Source organism: Pontibaca salina (assembly GCF_016307205.1).
In the GTDB taxonomy this organism is placed as follows: Bacteria; Pseudomonadota; Alphaproteobacteria; order Rhodobacterales; family Rhodobacteraceae; genus Pontibaca; species Pontibaca salina.
In genome coordinates this window covers 201,258-224,190 of record NZ_JAEIJD010000001.1, presented here as the reverse complement: position 1 = coordinate 224,190, position 22,933 = coordinate 201,258, and the positions used below count along the sequence as shown (strand labels likewise).

Genomic DNA, 22,933 nt, shown 5'->3' with positions numbered 1-22,933 from the left:
GAATGATGCTCTTTTTCGCGTCAGGGTTTGCCGCGTTCTTGATCGACCAGCTTAGTAAGTGGATGGTCGTGCACTGGATGGATCTGGCGCGGGTCCGGGCGATCGACGTGCTGCCGCCGCTGCTGAACTTTCGCTATGGCGAGAACCGGGGCATCAATTTCGGGCTGCTCGACAGCGATTCCGACCTGTCGCGTTGGCTGCTGATCGTGTTTTCGCTGGCGATCTCGGTGGCGGTGATCTGGTGGGTGCGGCGCTGGCACCGGCGGCCAATCATGCTGATCTGTGGTGGCCTGCTGGTGGGCGGGGCGCTGGGCAACGTGCTGGACCGGCTGGTCTATGGCTATGTTCTGGATTTTCTCAACATGTCCTGTTGCGGGATCAATAATCCGTTTGTGTTCAATCTGGCGGATGTCTTCATCTTTGCCGGGGCCCTTGGGTTGTTGGTGTTCGATACCGGGACGCGACGCAAAAACGCCCCGTGACGTCGCTGACGGAATGGGTTAGAAGCAACCAAACAGGCAGGAGAGTGGCCATGCGGATGGCACTGGGTGCAACCATTTTGACGACAACTTTGGTTCTGGCGGGCTGTGCCGACCGAGGGTTGCGCAGTTTGCAAAGCCCCTCTGACGGGCCCGAGGAATTCATGGTCCTGCCGGTCAAACCGCTGAGCATGCCAAGTAACATCTCAGCCCTGCCGCCCCCTGCGCCGGGGCAGGGTAATCTGGTCGATACCAATCCGCCGGGCGAGGCGGTGGCGTCGCTGGGTGGCAGCGCCGCTGCGTTGAATCCTACGGGGGCTGTTCCGGCCTCGGATGCGGCGCTAGTGGCGCAGGCCGGGCGTTACGGGGTGCCGGAGAACACCCGCGCGGTGCTGGCCGCCGAGGATGCCGCGTTTCGTCAGCGTCAGGCCCGGATGTCGAGTTTCCGCCTGTTTCCGGTTGACCGCTATGAACAAGCCTATCGAAAACAGGCGCTTGATCCGTTCAGCGTAACCCGTCAGGCGCGTGGCCAAGGATTGGCCACCCCCTCGGCTCCGCCCGAGACTGCTCAATAGCAGGGCCCAGCATTCACGTTTGCGACAGCCGTACTTGAACCCGCGCAATCCGCGTTGCAGGGTCACTGGCTCCGCCTGCCAAGAGAGGATGTCCGATGTTGCGCGTTTTTGTGTCTTTCGTCGCTCTGCTCACCTTGACGCAAATTGCGCTGGCCGCAGATGCCGGATCCGAGGCGGTGACCAGTTTTGAACTGGACAATGGTATGCAGGTCGTGGTGATCGAGGATCATCGCGCCCCGGTCGTGCAGCAAATGGTCTGGTATCGCGCCGGATCGGCGGATGAACCGCCCGGATCGTCGGGGGTCGCACATTTTCTGGAACATCTGCTGTTCAAAGCCACCGACACGATGGCAGCGGGAGAATTCTCTGCCACCGTCGCGGCCAATGGCGGGCAGGACAATGCCTTTACCAGCTATGATTACACGGCCTATTTCCAGCGTGTCGCCGCCGACCGTCTGGAACTGATGATGCAGATGGAGGCCGACCGGATGGTCAATCTGCGCCTGACCAAGGATGTAGTCGCGACCGAACGGGACGTCATTCTTGAGGAACGCAACCAGCGCGTCGAAAACAATCCTCGTGCCTTGTTTGGCGAACAGATGAACGCGGTGCAGTATTACAACAGCCGCTATGGCAGCCCGGTGATCGGCTGGCGGCACGAAATGGAAGCGTTGGACCTGGACGATGCGCTGGGTTTCTATCGCAGCTTTTACGCACCCAATAATGCGATTTTGGTCGTTGCGGGCGATGTTTATCCGGATGCGGTTCGGGAAATGGCGCAAAAGACCTATGGTGTGATCGCGGCCAACCTCGATCTGCCGCCGCGCGTGCGTGCGCAGGAGCCGCCGCAACGGGCTGCACGTCGCCTGAAATTCAGTGATGCACGGGTGGCGCAACCCTATGTCAGCCGCTCTTACCTTGCACCCGCGCGCAAGAGGGGGGCACAGGAAAAAGCCGCAGCGCTGACTTTGCTGGCCGAGGTATTGGGCGGTGGGACCACATCGGTGTTGGCCGAAAAGCTGCAATTCGATGAACCGGTGGCGATTTATACCGGCGCATTCTATAGCGGGACGAGACTGGACCAAACCACATTCGACCTTGCGGTGATCCCGGCGGAAGGCATCAGTCTAGAACAGGTTGAGACGGCGCTGGACACGGTGCTGGCGGACTTCATTGAAACCGGTGTCGATCCCGAACAACTTGACCGGATCAAGCTGCAATTGCGCGCAGCACAGATCTATGCGCGGGATAATGTGAATGGGCTGGCCAACCGCTATGGCAGCGCGCTGGCCATCGGATTGACCATTGACGACATTCAGGGCTGGCCCGACGTGATCCAGTCGATCACCGGCGAAGACATCATTGCCGCTGCGCGCGCGGTGCTGCGTCCCGAGGCCTCGGTGACCGGTTGGCTGGTGCGGGAACAAGAGGTAAGCCAATGAAACGCCTGTTCGCAGCACTCGCTCTGACGCTGCTGTCCTTGCCCGCTTGGGCCGAGGTCGACATCGCTGAAATCACCTCGCCTGAAGGCATCACCGCCTGGCTGGTCGAGGAACATGAAATCCCGTTCACCGCTTTGGAACTGCGGTTTCGTGGCGGAACATCGCTTGACCCCGAGGACAAACGTGGTGCGGTCTATCTGATGACCGGGCTGCTTGAGGAAGGCGCAGGCGATCTGGATGCGCGCAGCTATGCCCGTGCTCTGGAAGAGGTGGCGGCCAGTATCGGCTATGACGCAAATTCGGATTACGTCTCAATCTCGGCCCGTTTCCTGACCGAAAACCGCGATGAAGCCGTTGCCCTGTTGCGTCAGGCCATCCATGCTCCCCGCTTTGATCCAGAGGCGGTCGAGCGGGTGCGGGCGCAGGTGCTCTCGGGCCTGTCCTCGGATCTGAAACGGCCCAACGCCATCGCTTCGAACGCGTTTTCGCAGATGGCTTTTGACGGCCACCCCTACGGTTCGGACGGCAAAGGGACGCTTGAATCAGTTGCCGCGCTGAGCCGCGAGGATCTGTTGGCGGCGCATGGCGCGGTATTCGCGCGCGACCGTCTTTATATCGGGGCGGTGGGCGACATAACCGCCGAAGAACTGGGCAAGCTTGTTGACGACTTGTTAGCCGACCTTCCCGAGTCCGGTGCGCCGATACCGCCGCTGGCCAAGGTTGACATCACCGGTGGCACCACCGTGATCGATTTCGATACACCGCAATCGGTCGCCGTGTTCGGCCAGCAGGGCATCGATCGCGACGATCCCGACTTCTTTGCGGCCTATATCTTGAACCAAATCCTTGGCGGCGGGTCGTTCGAAAGCCGCCTGATGCAGGAGGTACGCGAAAAGCGTGGCCTGACCTATGGTGTCTATACCTATCTCGCCCCGCGGGATCTTGCGGCACTTTACATGGGCGGTGTCGCGTCGGCCAACAACCGCATGGCCGAAACAGTGGAGGTGATCCGTGCGGAATGGGCGGATTTGGCGGAAAATGGTGTAACACAGGACGAGCTGGACAAGGCCAAGACCTATCTGACTGGTGCATATCCACTGCGCTTCGATGGGAATGCCCGGATCGCGGGCATCATGGTTGGCATGCAGATGCAAGGACTTCCCATCGATTATATCGCCACGCGCAATGATATGGTGAATGCGGTGACTCTGGACGAAATCAACCGCGTCGCAAGCGAACTTCTGCGCCCCGAGCAATTGCATTTTGTGGTGGTGGGGCGGCCTGACGGGTTGGATTCAGACGCGATCCAATAGGTTTCGCTATTTGCGTCGCATGGCGATCTGCGCTTCGACCTCAGCGCCGGTTTCGATCACCAGATGCTGATAGCTAACCGTGCCATTGACCTTCGCGCCGGTATGTAAGGTCACCGAATCGCCGCTGATCTCGCCGTTGACGCGGCCTTTGATGGCGATGGATTTCGCCGAGATCCCGCCATCGATCTCGCCCGGCTCACCGATAACGACCGTGTCGGCGATGACCTTACCGTCGATCCGGCCAAGGATTTCCACCCGACCCGGAAATTCCAGATCACCGGTGATTTTTGAGTGACGGCTAAGGACCGAGCGATCACCAGTGGCGTCGTGCTCATCGTTGCTGGGGTATGGGGCGGTCAAGGCCATGGTATCACGTCCGTTCATTGCGGTGGGCAGCCCTTCGCGCTAGCCCAATTCAGGCAGAGCTTAACCGCAAGTTTCCGGTCAAGCAAAATAAGAAACCATATTATTCGACGCGGGATGTCAAAGCGCCCGGCTTGGTCAATCAGCGTCTTGTTCGATCCCTGCCGCGAGATCGGAGAGGATCGGGCAGAAGGAGCGCTGATCGCCAGCACATTCATGGACCAGATGGGTCAGAGTGGCGCGCATTGCCTCCAGTTCTGCCAGCTTGCTTTCAATCCGGGCCAGATGGCCTTGGGCAATCGCCTTTACGTCGGCGCTCGCACGGCTGCGGTCATCGTATAAGGCCAGCAAATTGCGGCAGTCTTCGATGGAAAACCCCAAAGACCGAGCCCGGCCCAGAAAGGTCAGCTTGTGCAGATCGGTTTCGGCAAAACGGCGATAGCCATTTCCGCCGCGTTTTGGAGTGACGAGGGCGATGTCCTCATAATAGCGGATTGTCTTGGCTGGTAGGCCTGATCGTTCGGCAACTTCACCGATTTTCATGGGAGCGTTTCCTTTCATTGCGCCGGGGCAGGGTGAGGGGCAGGGCTTCTCCCCCGCGCCGGCGTGTCGGTTTCGGACAGGACGGGGCGCACACGGCGTAGGCGCAAGGCATTGACCAGAACGAAGACACTGGAAAGCGCCATTGCGCCGGCGGCCAGCATCGGTGAGAGCAACATCCCAAGGGCCGGATAGAGCAGGCCCGCCGCAACCGGGATTAGCGCGGTATTATAGCCAAAAGCCCAGAACAGGTTTTGGTGAATGTTGTGCATGGTGCGGGCCGAGATGTCGAAGGCATTGACCACGCCGCGCAGATCCCCAGACATCAGCACCACATCGGCGGCCTCGATGGCGACATCGGTGCCGGTGCCAATGGCCAGCCCGATATCCGCATGGGCCAAAGCGGGCGCATCGTTGATCCCGTCGCCGACGAAAGCAACTTTTCTGCCATCTTCGCGTAACGTATCGAGAGCGGTGACCTTGCCCTCAGGCGCCACCTCGGCGACCACGTGATCAATGCCGATGCGGGTTGCGATCGCCTGCGCCGTGGCGCGGTTGTCGCCGGTGATCATCGCAACTTTCAGCCCCTGTTCGTGCAGCGCGGCAATGGCGGCATTGGTGGCCGGTTTCAACGGATCGGCCACCGCGATGGCCGCTGCGATCTTTCCGTCAATCGCCACATAGAGCGGTGTTTTGCCCGCGCCGCCCAGATCGGCGGCGGTCGCGTCCAACCCCTGCATATCGATGTTTTCACGGATCATCAGCCGATCTGCACCAATCAGCACCTGCCGCCTCTCGACTGTGGCGCGCAGTCCGTGGCCTGTAATCGAGGCAAACTCCGACGCTGCGGGCAGATCCAGCCCGCGCGCATCGGCGGCGCGCAAAAACGCCTGTGCGATGGGGTGTTCCGAGGCGGATTCGGCAGCGGCGGACAGGCGCAGAACCTCGTCTTCGCCCAGTTCACCGGCAAGATGAATGTCGGTCACTTCGGGGCGGCCTTCGGTCAAAGTTCCAGTCTTGTCGAAAGCCACTACGTCAATGCCCTGCAAGGCCTGCAACGCGTCGCCCTTACGAAACAGTACGCCCATTTCCGCCGCGCGCCCGGTGCCGACCATGATCGAGGTCGGCGTCGCCAACCCCATCGCGCAGGGACAGGCGATGATCAGCACCGCAACCCCCGCCACCAGCGCATGGGACAGCACCGGAGCGGGGCCGAACAAGAGCCAGATCAGCACGGTGAGGGCTGCGGTCGCAATCACTGCCGGAACGAACCACAGCGTGACCCGGTCCACCACCCCCTGAATCGGGAGTTTCGCGCCTTGCGCCTGTTCGACCATGCGGATGATCTGCGCCAGCGTGGTATCTGCCCCGACTCGGGTGGCGCGAAAGCGAAAGCTGCCAGCGGTGTTGACGGTGCCGCCGACCACCTCGTCGCCCGAGGCCTTTGACACCGGCAGCGGCTCGCCGGTGATCATGCTTTCATCGACATGGCTTTCACCATCGGTGACGATCCCATCCACGGCAATGCGTTCGCCGGGGCGGACCAACAGTGTATCATCGGTCTGTACCTGATCGACGGGAATTTCGACCATATCACCATCGCGCATCAGTGTTGCGGTCTTCGACTGCAAATTCAGCAGCTTATGGATTGCTTCGCCGGTGCGGCCTTTGGCACGTGCTTCCAGCCAGCGCCCCACAAGGATCAGCACGACAATCACCGCCGCCGCCTCGAAATAAACCGCTTGGGTGCCTTGCGGCAATATTTCCGGCGCAAAGGTCGCGATTACCGAAAACCCGTAAGCGGCGGCAGTTCCGACCGCCACAAGGCTGTTCATATCGGGCGCGCCGCGCAGCAGCGCCGGAAAGCCCTTGGTATAGAATTGCCGTCCGGGTCCGATCAGCACCAGCGTCGTCAGAGTGAACTGGATGATCCAACTGCTTTGCATGCCGATCGTTCGCGCAATCCAGTCGTGAAAGGCGGGCACCATATGGCCGCCCATTTCGAGCACGAAAACCGGCAGCGCTAGCACTGCCGCGAACAGGACGCGCCGCGCAAGCTCGGATGCTTCGGCTTCTTTGCGGTCATGGGCGTCGCTGCTAGCGGTGGCGTTATCTTGCAGTCGTGCCGGATAACCTGCCTGGGTGGCGGTTCGCGCCAATTCCTGCGCCGTGACGTGACCCGCAAGATATGTCACAGTGGCAGTTTCCGCGGCAAGGTTGACGTTGACCTCAAGCACGCCAGCCACCGCCGCCAGCGCCTTGTCCACTCGTCCAACACATGACGCGCAATTCATATTCTGAATATTCAGGATCGCCCGGTCAATGCGGGCAGGATAGCCGGCCCTATCCAGCGCATCCCGGACCGCGACCGCATCGGCAGCACCGGAAAAGCGCAAGGTGGCGCTCTCCGAGGCCAGATTGACATCGGCCTGTTGAACGCCCGGCACTTCGGCCAGCGCCTTTTGTGTCCGCTTGACGCAAGACGCGCAGGTTAGGCCGTCGATCTGTACTGTTAGATAAATTTCGCGGATCACAAGACTCATCCCTATTGGCTGTGTTCGCAAAATAGATAATGGTTCCAGTAACTGGAGGGTCAAGGGCTTGAACAAAACTATCGCAGCGCGAATGTCCTGCCTTGCATCACCAGAATGCGCAGTTACAACGGCCCGGAAATTAATCTGGAGGGTTCCGAGCCGGTGCATCCGAACGTGGTCATGGGCGCCGGATGATGCTAATCGGATAGGACATGGCCAGCAACGGAGGTAGTTTTGCGCGCGATCTATCTGACGATTTGTCAGGCGCTTGATCGGATCACCGCGTTGCTGTGCGCGCTGGCCTGTCTGGTTCTGACCGGGACGATCCTGAGCGTCGTGATCCTGCGGTTCGGGTTCGATACCGGGTTCGTAAAGCTGCAAAACCTTGGCGGTTATGCCTTTGCTGTTCTGGCGATCCTGTCACTGCCTTATTGCCTGCGGCGTGGCGGTCATGTCCGGGTCGAGGTCTTCGCCGAGCGGATGCCCCAAGGCTATGGGCGTATCGCCGATATTGTCGCGCTATTCGCCTTCGTGATCCCGGTTTTCGGTCTGCTGGCATGGGCCTGGTTGCCCGATCTTGCATATAGCTGGTCGATCCGCGAAGGCGCGATCGAAACCGGAGGCTTAGGGGGCATTTATCTGGTCAAGACGATGGTTCCTCTGGCGGGTGTCCTGATGATTTTGCAGGCGATTGCGGTGTTGCTGGACCCCCGTATTACCCATCTGGACCGGGAAGAGATGCAGCAATGATCGCGCACGAGGTTTTCCTGCTGGGGATGATGCTGGCGCTGTTCGCGGGGATTCTGAGCGGTATTCCGGTGATGCTGGCGATTGCCGGTGTGCCGTTATTGACCGCATTGCTGGGCAGCCTAGCCGGTGTTTTTGACATCGGTTTCCTCAAGTTCTTTCCGGCGCGTGTCTTCGGGATGATGTCCAATCCGCTTTTGATGGCGGTGCCGCTTTTTGTGCTGATGGGCGTGTTGCTGGAAAAATCCCGTCTGGCCGAGTCGATGCTCAAGGTTCTGGGCCGAATGCTGGGCGGATCGTCCCGCGGCATGGCGTTGTCGGTTCTGGCATTTTCGACGATCATCGCCGCCTCGACCGGTATTGTCGGGGCAACGGTGGTGATGCTGGTGCTGATCAGCCTGCCAACGATGCTGGAAGCGGGCGTTCCCAAACGGCTGGCAACCGGGATCATCTGTGCCAGTGGCACGCTGGGTCAGATTATCCCACCATCGATTCTGCTGGTTTTGCTGGGCGATCAGATCGGCAACACCTATCTTGAGGCACAGCAACAGGCGGGAAATTTCGCCCCCGATCCGGTGTCGGTGGGGGATCTGTTCGCCGGCGCATTGTTGCCGGGGCTAATGCTCGTCGGCCTCTACGCGATCTACATTTTCGTATGCTTACGCCCGATGTCTGGGCAGCCAAAGTCCCACGGCCCGGCCATGGCCTCGGTGCGCAGCAGTGAAATCCTGTCGAGTTTCGCCCCGCCTTTGCTGTTGATCTTGGCGGTACTGGGTTCGATTCTGGCCGGAATTGCCACCACAACCGAAGCCGCCGGGCTGGGCGCTGTTGGCGCGCTGATGCTGGCGGGCTATCGCAGCGGAGTAAAAGGCATCGGGCGCGGGCTGGTCCTGCTGGCGGTCGCGGCGGCATTCGCATTGATGGCGCTGCGCTTGTTCAGCGGTGCGAATACCGAAAGCGCGGCGCTGGGCGTCATTGCAGCGATATTGGCGCTGCTGATGGTTCTGGGCGTGTTGGTGGCTGGCATCCGATTATGGAGCGGCGGTCTTTTGCAAGGGGCGTTGGGTGACACGTTGCGTATTTCCGGCATGGTGTTCGGCATCGTGGTTGCGGCGTCACTATTGGCGCTGGTATTTCGGGGATTCGGCGGCGCGGAATTGGTGATGGAAGCGATGGCAGAGATCCCTGGTGGCACATGGGGTGCGCTGATTGTCGTTATGGCCATCGTGTTTGTGCTGGGTTTCATTCTTGAGGCGGTCGAGATCATCTATATCGTCGTGCCGCTGCTCGGGCCGCCGATATTGGGCAGTGACATTTCGCCGGTGTGGTTCGGGGTGCTGCTGGCGATGAATCTGCAGACCAGCTTTCTTACGCCGCCCTTCGGCTTCGCGCTGTTTTACTTCCGCTCGACGGCGCCGCGTCACATCACCACGGCCGACATTTATACAGGAGTCGCGCCGTTCGTCTTGCTGCAATTGCTGGGCTTGGGTCTGCTGATTGCGTTCCCGTCGCTGGCCACGTGGCTGCCCGATCTGATATTCGGGAACTGACAATATTCTAACACAGGGATAAGGATGCCCGATATGAAACGCAGAACCTTTTTGACATCGGGGGCCGGAGTTGCTGCTGCGGCCACCGCCCTTGCCAGCCCCGCAATCGCCCAGGGTAAAATTCAGTGGAATTTGCCGACCGCCTTTCCCAAGAACGCTCCGGGCGTTGGCGCGAACGTCAATAATTTTGCCGCTAAGGTCGCTGCCATGTCGGATGGGCGGCTGAGCTTCAAGGTGTTTGGCGGCGGCGAATTGGTGCCGCCCTTTGCGGTCGAGGACGCAGTGCAGCAGGGCAATGCGCCCGTGGGCCATGGGCCGACCTATTATGCTGCCGGCAAGAACCCGGCGCTGCACTGGTTTACGGCGGTGCCCTTCGGGATGACCGCCAGCGAGCATTTCGCCTGGCTGAAATTCGGCGGCGGGCAGGAAATTTGGGATGACATCTATGCCCAGCGGGGATTGAAACCGTTCTATTCCGGGAACTCCGGCACCCAATCGGGCGGCTGGTTCAAGAAAGAGGTCAACACGCTGGATGATCTCAAAGGATTGAACATGCGCATTGCCGGCCTGGGGGGCGAAGTCTTTCGCAAACTCGGGGTGAACGCGGTGCTGATGCCTCCGCCGGAAATCTTCCAGTCATTGCAATCGGGCGCGATCGATGCGGCGGAATGGGTCGGGCCGATGCTGGATCAGGCATTCGGTCTGCAAAAGATCACCAAGCTGTGTTATCTGCCAGCTTTGACCGAACCGGGCGCGGGACTGGCCATCGTGTTCAATCAGGATGCTTGGAACGAACTGCCAGCCGATCTGCAAAATATCTGTGAAAATGCAGCCTATGCCGCAGCACTGGAAAATCACGCAAATTTCGATTTCCATAACGTGCAAGCCATGGCCGCCCTGCAGGAGGACGGTGTGGAGTTTCGTCCATTTAGCGACGAGATCGTCGCCGGAATGCGTAGCGCGTGGCACGAAGTGCAGGATGAGCTGGCCAAAGGCAGCGAGGATGTGGCGCGGGTGCGCGCAAGCTATGATGCCTATCTGGGCCAAGCTGAAACCTATGCCAAAGCCATGATTCAGCCGATGCTGTCCGGGCGTATCTGAGGGCAATCGGATCAGGCCGGGCTCAGATAGTGCCCGGTCTGAAACAAATCTATGTGATGTTTACACTACGCGTCCGATGCACTGTTTCTGACCTGTCAGAAAGGCACCGGTACCTACTTATCAGCGCACCACGAATTCGGCGTGGAGCGCGCCCGCCGCCTTCAGGCTTTTCAAAATGTCGATCATGTCCCGGGGTGCTACCCCAAGCGCGTTTAGCCCCGCAACCACTTCAGAAAGCGACGTGCTTTCGGGCACTTCGGCCAACGAGACCCCCTCTTCCTCATCAATAGAAGCGCCGGTTCTGGGGACAATAACGGTTTCGCCTTGCGCAAAGGGATTCGGTTGCACGACTGCCGGAGCCTCCTCAATCCTTAGCGTCAAATTCCCTTGCGACACGGCGACGCGAGAGAGCCGGACGTCGCTGCCCATGACGATTGTTCCCGACCGCTGATCCACGACCACGCGCGCTTTGCGCTGAGGTTCGACCAATACATTCTCTGCCCGGCTCAGGGCGTGCGCCGTGGATGCCGACCGCGTCGCTAAAATGTCGAGAACGACCGTCCCCGAATCGCGCATCACCGCAACCGCGCGACCAAATTCACGATTAATTGCTGTTTCTATTCGGCCTGCCGTCGTGAAATCAGGCTCGCGCAGGGCGAGACGAACATTGGACAATGAAGTAAGATCAAAATCGATTTCGCGTTCAACGCGGGCTCCCGATGGAATTACACCAGATGTTGGCACCCCCTTTGTGACCGAGGCAGCCTGACCTTCCGCGACGACCCCGCCAGACAGGATCGTTCCTTGGGCGACCGCGTAAATCTGCCCGTCCGCAGCATTCAGCGGCGTCATGATCAATGTGCCACCCAGCAGGCTTTTAGAGTCTCCGATCGCTGATACTGTCACATCGACTTGCGCGCCGACCCGCGCAAATGGTGGGAGGCTTGCGGTGACAAAGACCGCCGCAACGTTTTTTGGACGAAATTGCTCTCCGGCAACGTTGACCCCCAGCCTTTCCAGGATATTTGACATGATCTCCTCGGTGAAGGGGGCATTGCGCAACCCATCGCCGGTGCCATTCAATCCAACCACAAGGCCGTATCCGATCAGGTCATTGCCACGAACACCGTCGAACTCCACCAAATCCTTGAGCCGGATCGCACCGGCTGCGCAAACCATCGGCAGGAGCAAAATCGTCAGCACTGTCGCTAGGAAGGTTTTCATTTCAGAAATGCCAGCAGCGACAGGCGCGCTGCGCGGACAGTGACGGAATAAAGGCTTTCAAGCTGAAACTGTATTTCCTCCAAACGCGTTGCGGTCTCGTAAGGGTCAACGGAAAGCAATTCATTGCGGGCGTATTCAAGGCTGCTGATCGTCGCGGAATTGCGCGCTGCGGTTTCTTCTATTTGCGATTGAACAAATCCAAGGTCGGCACGCGCTTGCGTTAATGCGTATTGACCATTTAGGATCTCGATCCCGGCGCGCTGTAAAAGTTCATGTTTTGTTTCTGCGCTGAGGCCAAGAGTGGGATCATCGGCGATTGCGGCAGTCGTTAGCTGCCGCAGAGCATCGCGAAATATCGGATCGTCGGCGCGAAGCGGAGTTGAAACCCGTTTTCCGGGACCGATTTCAAATGGGGCCAGAGGCTCATTGGCACCAGCGTACATGACCGTTTGAAAGCCTGCGGGATCATCGAACCATGCTCGCGCTGCCTGCTCAATATCTGCTATCGTAGTCAAGCCAGTTAGTACGGAGCGCAGGGATTTAACAAGCAACTGACTGGAGAGCAAAGGCGTACGATCTGAGGCTATTCCAGCGAACAGGCTGCGCCCTGCAGATCGGCTGTTGAGCGATTCAACGACTGTGTCCAGGCCCTGACGCGCCCGGACGGTGGCGTGTGATCGGTCAGCCTGTTGATTGATACCAAGGAGGGCACTGCCAACCATGCCAAAAGTATCATCAATATGGTCGAGGTTGATTTGCATGGATTGTGTGAAAGCCGCCGCCTCATTTGTAGCGATTGCATAACCTTGCAGCCGCGTCAGATTGTGCTCAATATCAGTGAGGTGAGAAAGGTCACCGCCCATTCGGCTGGATAGATTGTTGGTTTGGCCAGAGCTCAGTTCTTGCGCCAAGACAGCAATAGTCGATTTGAGTTGCGCGTTCCGGGCACGGAGCATCAGGCTTTGAGCGAGATCGCCAATGGATGTCACATTCATTTTATAGCCTCAGGATTGTCTTCATCATATCGTCAAGGGCTTGAATCATGCGTGCATTTGCGCCGTAAAGGTGCTCGATTGCCATCAAGGTCTGAAGTTCGGCATCGGTGTCCACGCCCAATTGCTGCTCAATCCGGTTGAGCTCAACCTGCGCCGCAGCTGCAAAGCCAAGGGTATGATCTGCTCTCGTACTGCGATGGGCTGCAAAGGATAACATGGAACTGCTCAGGTCCGAGGCATTGAACTGGCCTGTTCCGAAGCCGCTCGCAATTGTGGGCCGTTGTTGGCTCAGAGACGCGATGAACCTTTGCAGTTGCCGCGCATCGCCGGTGGCACCCGCAGATTGTGCGCCAATGCCTGCGCGCAAACGCCATGTCTTTCCGCTTGCCTTTGGGTCAGCTCGGGCGTTCAAGTGCAATCTTCCTGCCAGACCAATTATATTTCCTTCGTCGAAACGGTCCCCCGCGTCAGTGAACAGACCCGCTTCGCCAGTTGCGAGGGTGGGATCAGCGTTTTCGAATCGTTCGATCAAATCGCCCGCCACGACATCCAGTTCGGACTGGGCCTGCGGAGCAAGAATGTCGCGAACTTCGAAAAGAGCGCTCAATGTCCCGCCGCCGATCGGCCCGGCTGCTGCCGTGCGCAGTGACAAACTGTTCAGGGTGAGCCCGGATAATTGGCCATTCCCCAGGGTTATGTGAGCGTGCGCGTCGCGGACGGACTCAAATCCGAATGTTCCGGCTGGTCCGTCCAGAATGATTGCGCCGCCATCCGTATATAGCGCAATCTGGCCGTTGTCGCGCGAAACGACATTGATCGGGATGTTGTTGTTGATCTGGTCCACAACCTTTTGCCGCTGGTCCAGAAAGGCGTCTGTACTTTGCCCTGATACGGTGGCAGCGGTAATTGTCTTGTTCAGGGTATGTATCTGTTTGAGTGCTGCGTTCAGTTGGTCAACCTGTACGCCAATTTCGCGGTCCGCCTGATGGCGTAATTCACGTAGACCGTCGGAGGCGTGGATGAAAGATTTTGCCAGATCGGAAGCGCTGCCGGCCACAGCGTCAAGTCGTTGAGCCGAATCGGGGCGGCTGGCCGCGGCGATAAGGCTGGATTCAAATTGCGCCAGTTTTTGGGTGATCGAGGCGGCGTCAGTTGGATCACCCAGCAAATCCTGAAACCGGCTGTGAAAGTCCGCAATTACCTTGGCGTTGCCTTGTTCGGCGTCAGCATTGCGACGGTTGGCGGTAATCGCCGGATCGCTATGGCGCTGCACGCCGACCATCTGCACGCCCCGACTGCTCTGTAAATTCGATCCGAGTTCGGCCGAACGGCGAGTGTACCCCGGGGTCATAGCGTTCGCGATGTTTTCAGAAACCATCTGCGAGACCCGTTTGGCGACAGTTAAGCCACTGATAGCACTGTTAAAAGCGGCCGAAATGCTCATCCTTGCGGCTCCATTTCAAGGGCGGGATTATCGTTTCAGGTTGGCGGTTTCCTGCAGCATCTCGTCGACGGTCTGGATCACTTTCGCATTAGAGGAATAGGCGCGCTGGGTCTGAATCATGTCGGTAAGTTCGCTGGCGACATCGGTGGCGGATTCCTCGCGCGCGTAACCGATGATGTCGCCGGTCGGCCCATCGCCGGCATCCCAAAGGAAAAAGGATCCGCTTTCGGGAGAGGGAATAAAGGTCTGATAGTCTAGTGCCACCATTCCATTCGGATTAGGCATGTCGACCAGTGGCACCTTGTAGATCGTCCGGTTAAGACCAGTGTCGAACAAGGCTCGGACGTAACCCATGGCGTCTACCTCAACCGAAATAAGATTGCCGACGGGCGACCCATCTCTTGAAATGGAAACCGGCGCAAAACTGGCGGAAAGTTGGGTAAGCCCAGTGCGTTCACCAATCTGTCCGATGCTGACCTCAATGGGGCCGCTATCGACATTAACGATCACTGCTCCGGACGCCGGGTCATATGCGCCACCGGACACGGCATTGACGGATGCCAGGGTGCCGCCGTTGATCCGGTTGTCATTGAACGACAATGTATATTCACCGATCAGGGCCCCGGCAGCGGCGGAGTCGCGCAGTTCCATCGTCCATTCGTTCGAGGGACCGTTGGCGAGAACGGTTGGCACAAATGTCACTTGAATGCTTTCCGCCCGGCCCAGGTTGTCGAAATATTCGACCGGCAGCTCCTGACTGTTGCCCCCGGCAACGGCTTCAGTTGCGGCCGCCGGTAGATTGATGCCGAGCATTATTTGCGTGGTTGGCTGGCCAGAGAGCTGATTGATGTTGATCTGCACCGGCTCAAGCCCGTCAGCGGTATCGCGAGGATAGCTCGGAGTGGTGCCGTCCGATTTGATCGGCCAGCCTAGAAGGGCCAGGCCGGATTCGGTTGTCAGATAGCCATCTGCATTGGGGCGAAAGCTTCCGGTAGTCGTCAACAGCATTTGAGATTTATCACTGCCAGCCTGAATCTGGCTTTGCTGGGTGACTGGCAACATACCACGCCCGCGCACTGCCAAATCGGTGGGATTCGCGGTTGAAACAATACCGGAGCGCTCGTCTATCAGCTGTTGCGTCGATGCACGAACGCCACCTGCGATATAGGCACCGCCAACCGATGGGGCGACCATAGAATGAAAATCTGTTTGTACCCGCTTATAGCCAAAGGTCGAGGAGTTGGCGATATTGTCCGATATCGACGCCATTTTCGAGGCGTGCACATTCAGCCCCGCAACTCCGGCATGTAGCGATGAGGATATGGTCATGCGGATGAACCTTTCTGGCGCAGTAAACGTAAACTTGGGATCCAAACTAACGCGTGAGGGTTTAATACTGTGCTAACGTGTAAAATTTTCCCTATTCGGATTTTACTTGCGCAGCACGGTGACTTCGATCCGGTCATTGCGGACCGACATTGGGTTGTCTGTCGTCAAGGCGCGGTCTGCATGGCCCGATACGCGCTTGATCCGAGCTGGATCCATTCCGGCCACTCCAAGCAATCGCTGCGTGCGGCTGGCGCGGGCGAGAGAAAGCGGCCATGCTGGGTTTTTTGCCAGAACGATGGGGTGCGCGCGGACATGGCCGGAAATGGCGATGCTATTGCTGACTTTTCTCACGGCCCGCGCCACGATATTTATTAGGTCGCGCATCATCTCGGTCGGGGTGTCGGTTCCCTCTTGAAAAAGCGGCGCGCCGTCGTTGGCATAAAGCTCGATCACCAGCCCGTCGTCGGTGACGCGGGTGAGGATGTGTTTCAGCATTTCAGGCGCGACAAGGCTTTCGCCGCTGATGCCCATCAGTTCCTCTTCGATCATGCGCAATGGGTCGGTTTCGCTGTGCACCTGCGATGGTTGCTCGACGCCTGTCGCGCCACGTGCCTGCAGGGCGTTGTCTGGATTGCGGATTGTTGCGCCTAATCCGTTGCGGGCCAGTTGGTCTTCGGAGAATATGCTGTCGCCACTAAAGGCATCCTCACCGCCGCCTGAGACCCGACTTATCGGAGTGGTCGGCGAAAAGTAATCCGCCAAGCCTTTCCGTTGTTTCTCGGTTGTCGCGTTCAAGAGCCACATCAGCATGAAAAACGCCATCATTGCGGTCACGAAATCGGCATATGCGACCTTCCAGGCACCGCCATTACGCCCGCCTGCAACAATGTTTTTCTTACGCTTAATGATGACCGGCGCGGCTTTGTTGCTCACAACTATCTTTTCCCTTTGTTCACTCGCCACGAGATAGCAAATCGGGTGTTAAGGTGGTTCTAATGGGTGAATTTGGCAAAAGTTGGACGCGCCTACCGTTTGCGTGAGAAGGCAGGCCGGCGCAGTTGAGTTTAAGGGGCAAAGCGCTTAAATCAGCGCTGAATGCGCCACGCAAAGGACACATGATTTTGGCAAATTACCTGCATCAAAACGACCTGCCCGACGGGCTGGACCTTGGCCCGATTGTGGCCATTGACTGCGAAACCATGGGGCTGAATCCGCATCGCGACCGGCTCTGCGTGGTGCAGCTTTCGGGCGGCGACGGGAACGCGCATCTGGTGCAGATTGCTAAGGGGCAGACAGCGGCGCCCAATTTGGCCGCGCTGCTGGAAAACCGGGCGGTGCTCAAGCTGTTTCATTTCGGGCGGTTTGATATTGCGGCGATGTATAACGCCTTTGGCGCATTGGCCGCGCCGGTCTATTGTACCAAGATCGCCAGTCGGCTTGTGCGGACCTATACCGACCGGCACGGACTGAAGAACTTAACGCAGGAACTGATCGGCGTGGATATCAGCAAGCAACAACAGATGAGCGACTGGGGCGCTGAAACCCTGAGCGACGATCAGGTGGAATATGCCGCTTCGGACGTGCTTTATCTCCACCGGTTGCGTGACGAACTGGATAAACGTTTGAGTCGGGAAGGGCGCAGCGAACTGGCGCAGGCCTGTTTTGATTTTCTGCCTGCACGTGCACAACTCGATCTGGAAGGATGGCCGGAAATCGACATCTTTGCACATTCATGACTGGCTTTGTCGACGCCGCCCGCCGCGTTATCCGCATCGAGGCCGAGGCGCTGAACCAACTGGAAGCCAGCCTGAACCACGATTTCGATCGGGCCGTCGCGCTGCTGTTGAATGCGCAGGGGCGGGTGATCGTTTCGGGCATGGGTAAATCCGGCCATATTGCGCGCAAGATCGCGGCGACATTTGCCAGCACCGGAACACCCGCGCATTTCGTCCATCCGGCCGAGGCCAGCCACGGCGATTTGGGCATGATGGCGCAGGGCGATGTGGTGTTGGTATTGTCCAACTCGGGCGAGACGCCAGAACTGGCCGATCTGGTCGCCTATACCCGTCGTTTCGGGATCCCGTTGATCGGCGTGGCCAGCCGTGTTGGTTCGACCCTGCTCAAACAATCCGACGTTGCGCTGGTTCTGCCGCAGGCAAAAGAGGCGTGCAGCACCGGGGTCGTGCCCACGTCATCGACCACGATGACCCTTGCGCTGGGCGATGCGTTGGCGGTGGCGCTGATGGAGCATCGGGCCTTTACCCCTGAACATTTCCGCGAATTCCACCCCGGTGGCAAACTGGGTGCGCGGCTGAGCCGAGTGCGCGATCTCATGCATGTGGGCGCTGCTCTGCCGCTGGTTCAGCTTGATACACCGATGAGCGACACCCTGATCGAGATCAGCCAAAAAGGGTTCGGTGTGGCAGGTGTGGTCGGAGCTGAGGGCGCCTTGGCGGGAATCATCACCGACGGCGACTTGCGGCGCAAGATGGACGGGTTGCTATCGCACAGCGCGGCCGAGGTCATGACCGCCGATCCCACGACCATCGATCCCGGTGCGCTGGCCGAAGAGGCGGTGGCGCTGATGAATAAGCGCAAGATCACCTGCCTGTTTGTGGTCGATCCCGAAGGGCCGGGAGAGCCGCTGGGGTTGCTGCATATCCACGATTGCCTGCGCGTCGGGCTCGGATAGGTCAAAAGGGGGCGGGAATGGACCTTTATTCGCGGTGCGTCGCCCTTTTTAAGGTTCTGCTGCCATTGGCGGCACTGGCCATATTGGCGACGCTGTTCCTGCTGTCTCGCGGTGTCGACTTTACCGCCACGCCCTTTGCCCAAAAGGATCTGGCCGAACGAATGCGCGACCAGCAGATCACCGCGCCGTACTTTTCTGGGGTCACGCCAGAGGGCGACGAAATCATGTTCAAGGCTGGAGTTGTGCGCCCTGGCAGCAAGGGCGCACCGGCCGAGGCGGACGATCTTTCCGCAAAGATTACCCTAGTCGATGGTGCAAAGATCACCCTGAAATCGCAAAAAGGCAGTATCGACATGCGCCAGGATTTGGCGCATTTCAAAGGCGATGTGCGCATCACGACCTCGACCGGCTATGTGGTGACAACCGATCAGCTGGATACCGCGTTGAGCGGGGTCGCGGCGCGCACGCCGGGGCCGGTCGCAGGCACCGGGCCTTTGGGCGATTTTACAGCTGGTGGCATGACCCTGAAGTCCGAAACACCCGGTGCTTCCGTACACATGCATTTTAATCGGGGCGTCCGAATGATATATCATCCCCAAAAACCGAAAGATTGATCAGTGCCTTGTTTTCGAGTCTTGTTTATCGGTGTTTCAATCGCCCTTTTTGCCGTCGCGGCACAGGCTCAGGGGGCAAATGTCGCCTTCGGTGCGATCAAGGCCGATCCAACCCTTCCGGTTGAGGTTACGGCCGACAGTCTTGACGTCGACCAGCAGAGCGGCAGGGCTGAATATATCGGGAACGTTGTGGTCGGGCAGGGCGAAATGCGCATGTCAGCAGATCGGCTGCTGGTCATTTTCAGCGACGCAGTTAACGCGATCGAACGGCTTGAGGCCACCGGTGACGTCATTCTGGTAAGCGGCCCCGACGCCGCCGAAGCCCAGCGTGCCGAATACACGATCGACAGCGGCGTTATCGTGATGACGGGAGATGTCCTGCTGACACAGGGGCAGAACGCGCTGACCTCGGACAGCATGACGGTAAATCTTACGACCGGCACGGCGCAGATGGCGGGGCGGGTGAAGACGATTCTAATCACGGATGATGAATAATGACTCGGCCCGCATTGACACTCACCCCCGGCTCGTCTGGTTTGCGCGTTGATAATTTGCGAAAATCGTTTCGCAAACGGGCGGTGATCCGCGATGTCTCGATGACGTTGGATCGCAGTGAAGTGGTGGGATTGCTGGGCCCGAACGGATCGGGCAAAACCACCACATTCTATATGATTGCGGGGCTGATTTTTCCCGAGGCCGGCAGCGTGACCATTGACGGGCATGATGCGGGATCGCTGCCGATGTATCGCCGCGCCCGCCTTGGTATCGGCTATCTGCCGCAAGAAATGTCGATTTTTCGCGGGCTCAGCGTTGAAAACAACATATCTGCGGTTCTTGACATCACCCATTCGGATCCACATCGGCGACGCGAGCGGCTTGAGGAGCTGTTGTCAGATTTCTCGATCGAACATTTGCGTCGCGCCCCCGCACTTGCGCTGTCCGGGGGCGAACGCCGGCGGGTGGAGATCGCCCGTTGTCTCGCCGCCGATCCGAAATACTTGCTATTAGATGAGCCTTTTGCCGGCGTTGATCCGATCTCGGTTGCCGATATCCGGCATCTGGTTGCCGACCTCAGAAAACGCGGAATCGGTGTCTTGATTACCGATCACAACGTGCGCGAAACTCTGGAAATCGTTGATCGTGCCTATATATTGCATGATGGACAGGTTTTGATGTCCGGAACCCCCGCCGAGGTGGTCGAGAATGAAAATGTCCGACGGGTCTATCTTGGGGACGGGTTCCGCATCTCGTGACACAAAGGAGTTTGATTTTTCTGACCAGACAAACTCGATATTGCGCCGCTTTTCATTGACAGTTTCACTCAACCTTGCCTCAATCGATCTTACGGCAAAGGCTTGGCGCGATGGCGATCCCTGCCTATCCTGTTGATGCGGGGGATCGGTTGTAGACATCGACGAGGGTTCCCTGTCGTTCCGGCCTAGACCCAACGGGTAATGGGATGATCATTGTGAAGGAGAGCACATGCGTTACCAAATCAGCGGAAAGCAGATTGATATCGGCGAGGCCCTGCAGACCCATGTCCGCACCGAACTCGACGAAGTGATCACCAAGTATGCCATGCGCCCGACGGATGGTACTGTGGTTTTTTCGCGTAACGCGCATGAGTTCGTCTGCGAGGCAACGATTCACCTCTCGACCGGGCTGAATGTGACGGCTAAGGCGCATGCGATCGAAATTTATGCTGCTTTCGACGCTTGCGGGGAGAAGATGGAAAAGCAGTTACGCCGCTACAAGCGCCGCCTGAAGTATCATTACAAACAGCGGCCCGAACCGGTTGAACTCTTTGAGGCGTCGTCTTATATCCTTGCCTCGAAAGAGCAGGCGGACGAGGCAGAGCCTGAAACATTACAACCAATCATTGTCGCCGAAATGGAAACTCAGATACCTTCGCTTTCGGTGGGCGAGGCGGTGATGCAGATGGAGCTTGCCGGCGCGCCGGTACTGGTCTTTCGTAACGAGGGCAAAGGCGGGGTGAATGTCGTCTACCGCCGTGAGGACGGCAATATCGGTTGGATCGATCCCTGATTCAGGTACAGGCGACGCCCCGTTTCGGGGCGTCATTACGGAGCAAAGCATAGATGCAACTTACCAACATCCTCGGACACGAGGCCGTCAAGGTGGTGACTTCGGTTACCAGCAAAAAGCGGTTGTTTCAGGAAATCGGAGAGTTGGCCCATAACGTCCTTGGGCTGGATGCGACGGCGACAGTCGATGCGTTACTCGATCGCGAAAGTTTGGGGCCGACCGGGGTGGGTCATGGGGTTGCCTTGCCCCATGCGCGCATGGCCGGGATAGACCGCGTGGCGGGTGTATTCATTCTGTTGGAAAAGCCCATAGATTTTGGGGCTGTGGACCGTCAGCCAGTCGATATCGTCTTTGCGCTATTTGCACCGGAGCAGGCGGGCGTGGAGCATCTTAAGGCATTGGCACTTGTGGCGCGAACCCTGCGCGACCCGTCGCTTTGTTCAAAGCTGCGGGCAAACCCTGACAGCAGCACGGTTTACGCAATATTGACAGCATCGCAATCAATCGCTGCCTAGCTTTCGGCCCAGGACGCAAATCCGAAAGTCTGGTAGTCACGCTGATAAATGTCGGCGACCAGATTTTCGATGGCCTCATCGTAGATCTCAGCCAGAGTGAATGGCGTATCGGCGGGGGGCGGTTGCAAGGCGGGAGGTGCTGGGTGGCCAAGTTGTTGCGCGAGGGCGGGTAGGCAATCATTCAGTTGTTCTTCCCGCAAGATGTGGTCAGGCGGCATGACTTCACCGAATCCGGCCAACGCTTGCGCCTGAGAGCACCATTCTGCATCGACTCGGATGGCTGTCTGACCAGCCAAGTTGCTTTGCAAGAACCGTAGAAAGGCCTGAAATGCCGTGCGATGGGTGGCAGCCGTATAGTCGCGGTCTACGCCAGCGCGCGGGATTTCCAGCTTGAATTGGCGGCGAAGTTTTGCGCGAATTCGTGTGTAACTGCCGGGTGCCGTCGAAAGGATGCGCCGACAGAACACCGCATGCGCCCGCGCCACCGGATGGCGAAGCACGGTAAAACTGCGATGGCCCGGACGGCTGCTTTTCCACATGCGCAACTGCTTGTGATGCAGTTCGGTTGTGAGGTCCGCAGGGTCAACCCCGTCCAGCGCCGCCAGCCAATCGACGATCTCCTGACGGGGGCCGCCCCCAATCGGCAGATACAGCAGATCGGTCTTCGCCGCAGCGACATAGCTGCGCACCGCTGAACTCCGTCGCGGTTCAAGTGTGGGTATGCGCTTCACGTCCAGCCAGTCAATATCTGCCAAAGCGGCGGTCATGACATCTGGATTGGAAACCTTTCCTATTACTGAGCCCGGATTTTGCAGTTTAAGACGCGTATCGAGCGCATCGAGCCGCCCAGAGACACCCAGCCATTGCGCCAGTCCGTTTATCACCTCGACATTGTGCAAATCGTCGTAACCTAGATAAAATGCAGTCTGGCCACTGACCTGAAGGCGGTTCAAAATCTGCGCCTGAAACCTATGCAACCTATTCACATAGGCGGTGAACTCGGCGGGCTCGAATGCGGCTTTGGCTGTTCTGCGGCGGGTTAGATTGGTCAGTTTCCATTGCCCGGTCGCTTGTGCAATCTTCCACGACACATAGCTGTCCAGCGGATTGCGCGTCAGGATGACCTTTGCGCACCGCGGATCGCCTAGCGCGAGCTCCAGAGCACGCGGATCGTGATCATGAAAGAACCGAAAGCCGCCCAGCCCCTCGCTCTGTTCGCTTATGACGGCAATCAGGCGGGCCGGATCGGCGTCGCGCATTGCCTGCGTCATGCCGAAAAGTTCGCTGCGGTTGGGATAGCCGATGAAATAGGGATTGAAGGCTTCGCCATGGCAAACCAGCCCATCAATGGTGTTCAGGTTGGCTTCAAGAAAATTTGACCCAGTGCGCATTTCTGCCAGAAGGATGAAGTAATCGTAAGAATCTGCCAT

The 22,933-nt window shown here is 58.5% G+C and carries 23 protein-coding genes; 14 read left to right on the top strand and 9 right to left on the bottom strand.

The features are described from left to right. Nucleotides 1-2: 2 nt before the first annotated feature. The 4 genes from lspA to JAO82_RS01190 all read left to right on the top strand — a co-directional run bounded on the left by lspA (nucleotide 3) and on the right by JAO82_RS01190 (nucleotide 3,809). Nucleotides 3-482, top strand: a complete 480-nt coding sequence (gene lspA / locus JAO82_RS01205; RefSeq protein WP_198684503.1) for a signal peptidase II — start codon at nucleotides 3-5, stop codon at nucleotides 480-482. A gap of 50 nt (nucleotides 483-532) precedes the next feature. After that, a complete protein-coding gene (locus JAO82_RS01200; protein ID WP_198684502.1) occupies nucleotides 533-1,054 on the top strand; it encodes a DUF3035 domain-containing protein in 522 nt (173 codons plus the stop codon). Nucleotides 1,055-1,149: 95 nt separating this feature from the next. Then, the gene (locus JAO82_RS01195) at nucleotides 1,150-2,496 is read left to right on the top strand and encodes a M16 family metallopeptidase (protein ID WP_198684501.1); all 1,347 of its coding nucleotides are present in this window, start codon (nucleotides 1,150-1,152) and stop codon (nucleotides 2,494-2,496) included. Continuing rightward, nucleotides 2,493-3,809: a M16 family metallopeptidase gene (locus tag JAO82_RS01190; protein ID WP_198684500.1), complete on the top strand. Its 1,317-nt coding sequence runs from the start codon at nucleotides 2,493-2,495 to the stop codon at nucleotides 3,807-3,809. The genes JAO82_RS01195 and JAO82_RS01190 overlap by 4 nt, the downstream gene beginning before the upstream one ends. Before the next feature lie 6 nt (nucleotides 3,810-3,815). Here JAO82_RS01190 and JAO82_RS01185 read toward each other — a convergent pair whose 3' ends face one another. The 3 genes from JAO82_RS01185 to JAO82_RS01175 form a co-directional block, all read right to left on the bottom strand. After that, on the bottom strand, nucleotides 3,816-4,193 hold the full coding sequence (locus JAO82_RS01185; RefSeq protein ID WP_198684499.1) for a bactofilin family protein: 378 nt from the start codon (nucleotides 4,191-4,193) through the stop codon (nucleotides 3,816-3,818). A 117-nt stretch (nucleotides 4,194-4,310) separates the two neighbouring features. Next, the gene (gene cueR / locus JAO82_RS01180) at nucleotides 4,311-4,715 is read right to left on the bottom strand and encodes a Cu(I)-responsive transcriptional regulator (protein WP_198684498.1); all 405 of its coding nucleotides are present in this window, start codon (nucleotides 4,713-4,715) and stop codon (nucleotides 4,311-4,313) included. A gap of 14 nt (nucleotides 4,716-4,729) precedes the next feature. Then, on the bottom strand, nucleotides 4,730-7,255 hold the full coding sequence (locus JAO82_RS01175; RefSeq protein WP_198684497.1) for a heavy metal translocating P-type ATPase: 2,526 nt from the start codon (nucleotides 7,253-7,255) through the stop codon (nucleotides 4,730-4,732). Nucleotides 7,256-7,480: 225 nt separating this feature from the next. Here JAO82_RS01175 and JAO82_RS01170 point away from each other — a divergent pair, with 225 nt between their 5' ends. From JAO82_RS01170 to JAO82_RS01160, 3 genes are read left to right on the top strand one after another with little or no spacing between them, the layout of a single operon-like run. Further along, nucleotides 7,481-7,996 carry a TRAP transporter small permease subunit gene (locus JAO82_RS01170; protein WP_198684496.1) on the top strand — a complete coding sequence of 172 codons (516 nt, stop codon included), beginning with the start codon at nucleotides 7,481-7,483 and terminating at the stop codon, nucleotides 7,994-7,996. Continuing rightward, complete coding sequence (locus JAO82_RS01165) at nucleotides 7,993-9,543, top strand: TRAP transporter large permease (RefSeq protein ID WP_198684495.1); 1,551 nt, start codon at nucleotides 7,993-7,995, stop codon at nucleotides 9,541-9,543. Before JAO82_RS01170 ends, JAO82_RS01165 begins: the two co-directional genes overlap by 4 nt. A gap of 33 nt (nucleotides 9,544-9,576) precedes the next feature. Beyond that, nucleotides 9,577-10,644 carry a TRAP transporter substrate-binding protein gene (locus JAO82_RS01160; protein ID WP_198684494.1) on the top strand — a complete coding sequence of 356 codons (1,068 nt, stop codon included), beginning with the start codon at nucleotides 9,577-9,579 and terminating at the stop codon, nucleotides 10,642-10,644. A 120-nt stretch (nucleotides 10,645-10,764) separates the two neighbouring features. Here JAO82_RS01160 and JAO82_RS01155 read toward each other — a convergent pair whose 3' ends face one another. The 5 genes from JAO82_RS01155 to JAO82_RS01135 form a co-directional block, all read right to left on the bottom strand. Then, complete coding sequence (locus JAO82_RS01155; RefSeq protein WP_198684493.1) at nucleotides 10,765-11,868, bottom strand: flagellar basal body P-ring protein FlgI; 1,104 nt, start codon at nucleotides 11,866-11,868, stop codon at nucleotides 10,765-10,767. Next, the gene (locus JAO82_RS01150) at nucleotides 11,865-12,863 is read right to left on the bottom strand and encodes a flagellin (protein WP_198684492.1); all 999 of its coding nucleotides are present in this window, start codon (nucleotides 12,861-12,863) and stop codon (nucleotides 11,865-11,867) included. Before JAO82_RS01150 ends, JAO82_RS01155 begins: the two co-directional genes overlap by 4 nt. Nucleotide 12,864: 1 nt before the next feature. Then, nucleotides 12,865-14,307: a flagellar hook-associated protein FlgK gene (gene flgK / locus JAO82_RS01145; RefSeq protein WP_198684491.1), complete on the bottom strand. Its 1,443-nt coding sequence runs from the start codon at nucleotides 14,305-14,307 to the stop codon at nucleotides 12,865-12,867. Nucleotides 14,308-14,334: 27 nt separating this feature from the next. Then, complete coding sequence (locus tag JAO82_RS01140; protein ID WP_198684490.1) at nucleotides 14,335-15,636, bottom strand: flagellar hook protein FlgE; 1,302 nt, start codon at nucleotides 15,634-15,636, stop codon at nucleotides 14,335-14,337. Between the two features lie 102 nt (nucleotides 15,637-15,738). Next, the gene (locus JAO82_RS01135) at nucleotides 15,739-16,575 is read right to left on the bottom strand and encodes a flagellar motor protein MotB (RefSeq protein ID WP_198684795.1); all 837 of its coding nucleotides are present in this window, start codon (nucleotides 16,573-16,575) and stop codon (nucleotides 15,739-15,741) included. Between the two features lie 182 nt (nucleotides 16,576-16,757). On the opposite strand from JAO82_RS01135, the gene JAO82_RS01130 reads away from it, so the two are divergent. The 7 genes from JAO82_RS01130 (at nucleotide 16,758) to JAO82_RS01100 (ending at nucleotide 21,503) form a co-directional block, all read left to right on the top strand. Continuing rightward, nucleotides 16,758-17,372, top strand: coding sequence for a ribonuclease D (locus JAO82_RS01130; protein WP_198684489.1), 615 nt, complete (start codon nucleotides 16,758-16,760; stop codon nucleotides 17,370-17,372). After that, the gene (locus tag JAO82_RS01125; protein ID WP_198684488.1) at nucleotides 17,369-18,328 is read left to right on the top strand and encodes a KpsF/GutQ family sugar-phosphate isomerase; all 960 of its coding nucleotides are present in this window, start codon (nucleotides 17,369-17,371) and stop codon (nucleotides 18,326-18,328) included. Before JAO82_RS01130 ends, JAO82_RS01125 begins: the two co-directional genes overlap by 4 nt. A 17-nt stretch (nucleotides 18,329-18,345) precedes the next feature. After that, the gene (gene lptC, locus JAO82_RS01120; protein ID WP_198684487.1) at nucleotides 18,346-18,942 is read left to right on the top strand and encodes an LPS export ABC transporter periplasmic protein LptC; all 597 of its coding nucleotides are present in this window, start codon (nucleotides 18,346-18,348) and stop codon (nucleotides 18,940-18,942) included. Between the two features lie 21 nt (nucleotides 18,943-18,963). Continuing rightward, nucleotides 18,964-19,437 carry an LptA/OstA family protein gene (locus JAO82_RS01115; RefSeq protein ID WP_232897164.1) on the top strand — a complete coding sequence of 158 codons (474 nt, stop codon included), beginning with the start codon at nucleotides 18,964-18,966 and terminating at the stop codon, nucleotides 19,435-19,437. After that, nucleotides 19,437-20,195 carry an LPS export ABC transporter ATP-binding protein gene (gene lptB, locus JAO82_RS01110; protein ID WP_198684485.1) on the top strand — a complete coding sequence of 253 codons (759 nt, stop codon included), beginning with the start codon at nucleotides 19,437-19,439 and terminating at the stop codon, nucleotides 20,193-20,195. The genes JAO82_RS01115 and lptB overlap by 1 nt, the downstream gene beginning before the upstream one ends. Nucleotides 20,196-20,424: 229 nt before the next feature. Further along, nucleotides 20,425-20,988, top strand: a complete 564-nt coding sequence (gene hpf, locus JAO82_RS01105; RefSeq protein ID WP_198684484.1) for a ribosome hibernation-promoting factor, HPF/YfiA family — start codon at nucleotides 20,425-20,427, stop codon at nucleotides 20,986-20,988. Between the two features lie 53 nt (nucleotides 20,989-21,041). Next, entirely contained in the window at nucleotides 21,042-21,503 is a 462-nt protein-coding gene (locus JAO82_RS01100) for a PTS sugar transporter subunit IIA (protein ID WP_198684483.1), read from the top strand. Here the strand turns inward: JAO82_RS01100 and JAO82_RS01095 are convergent. Beyond that, the gene (locus tag JAO82_RS01095; protein WP_198684482.1) at nucleotides 21,500-22,933 is read right to left on the bottom strand and encodes a sulfotransferase family 2 domain-containing protein; all 1,434 of its coding nucleotides are present in this window, start codon (nucleotides 22,931-22,933) and stop codon (nucleotides 21,500-21,502) included. The genes JAO82_RS01100 and JAO82_RS01095 overlap by 4 nt on opposite strands.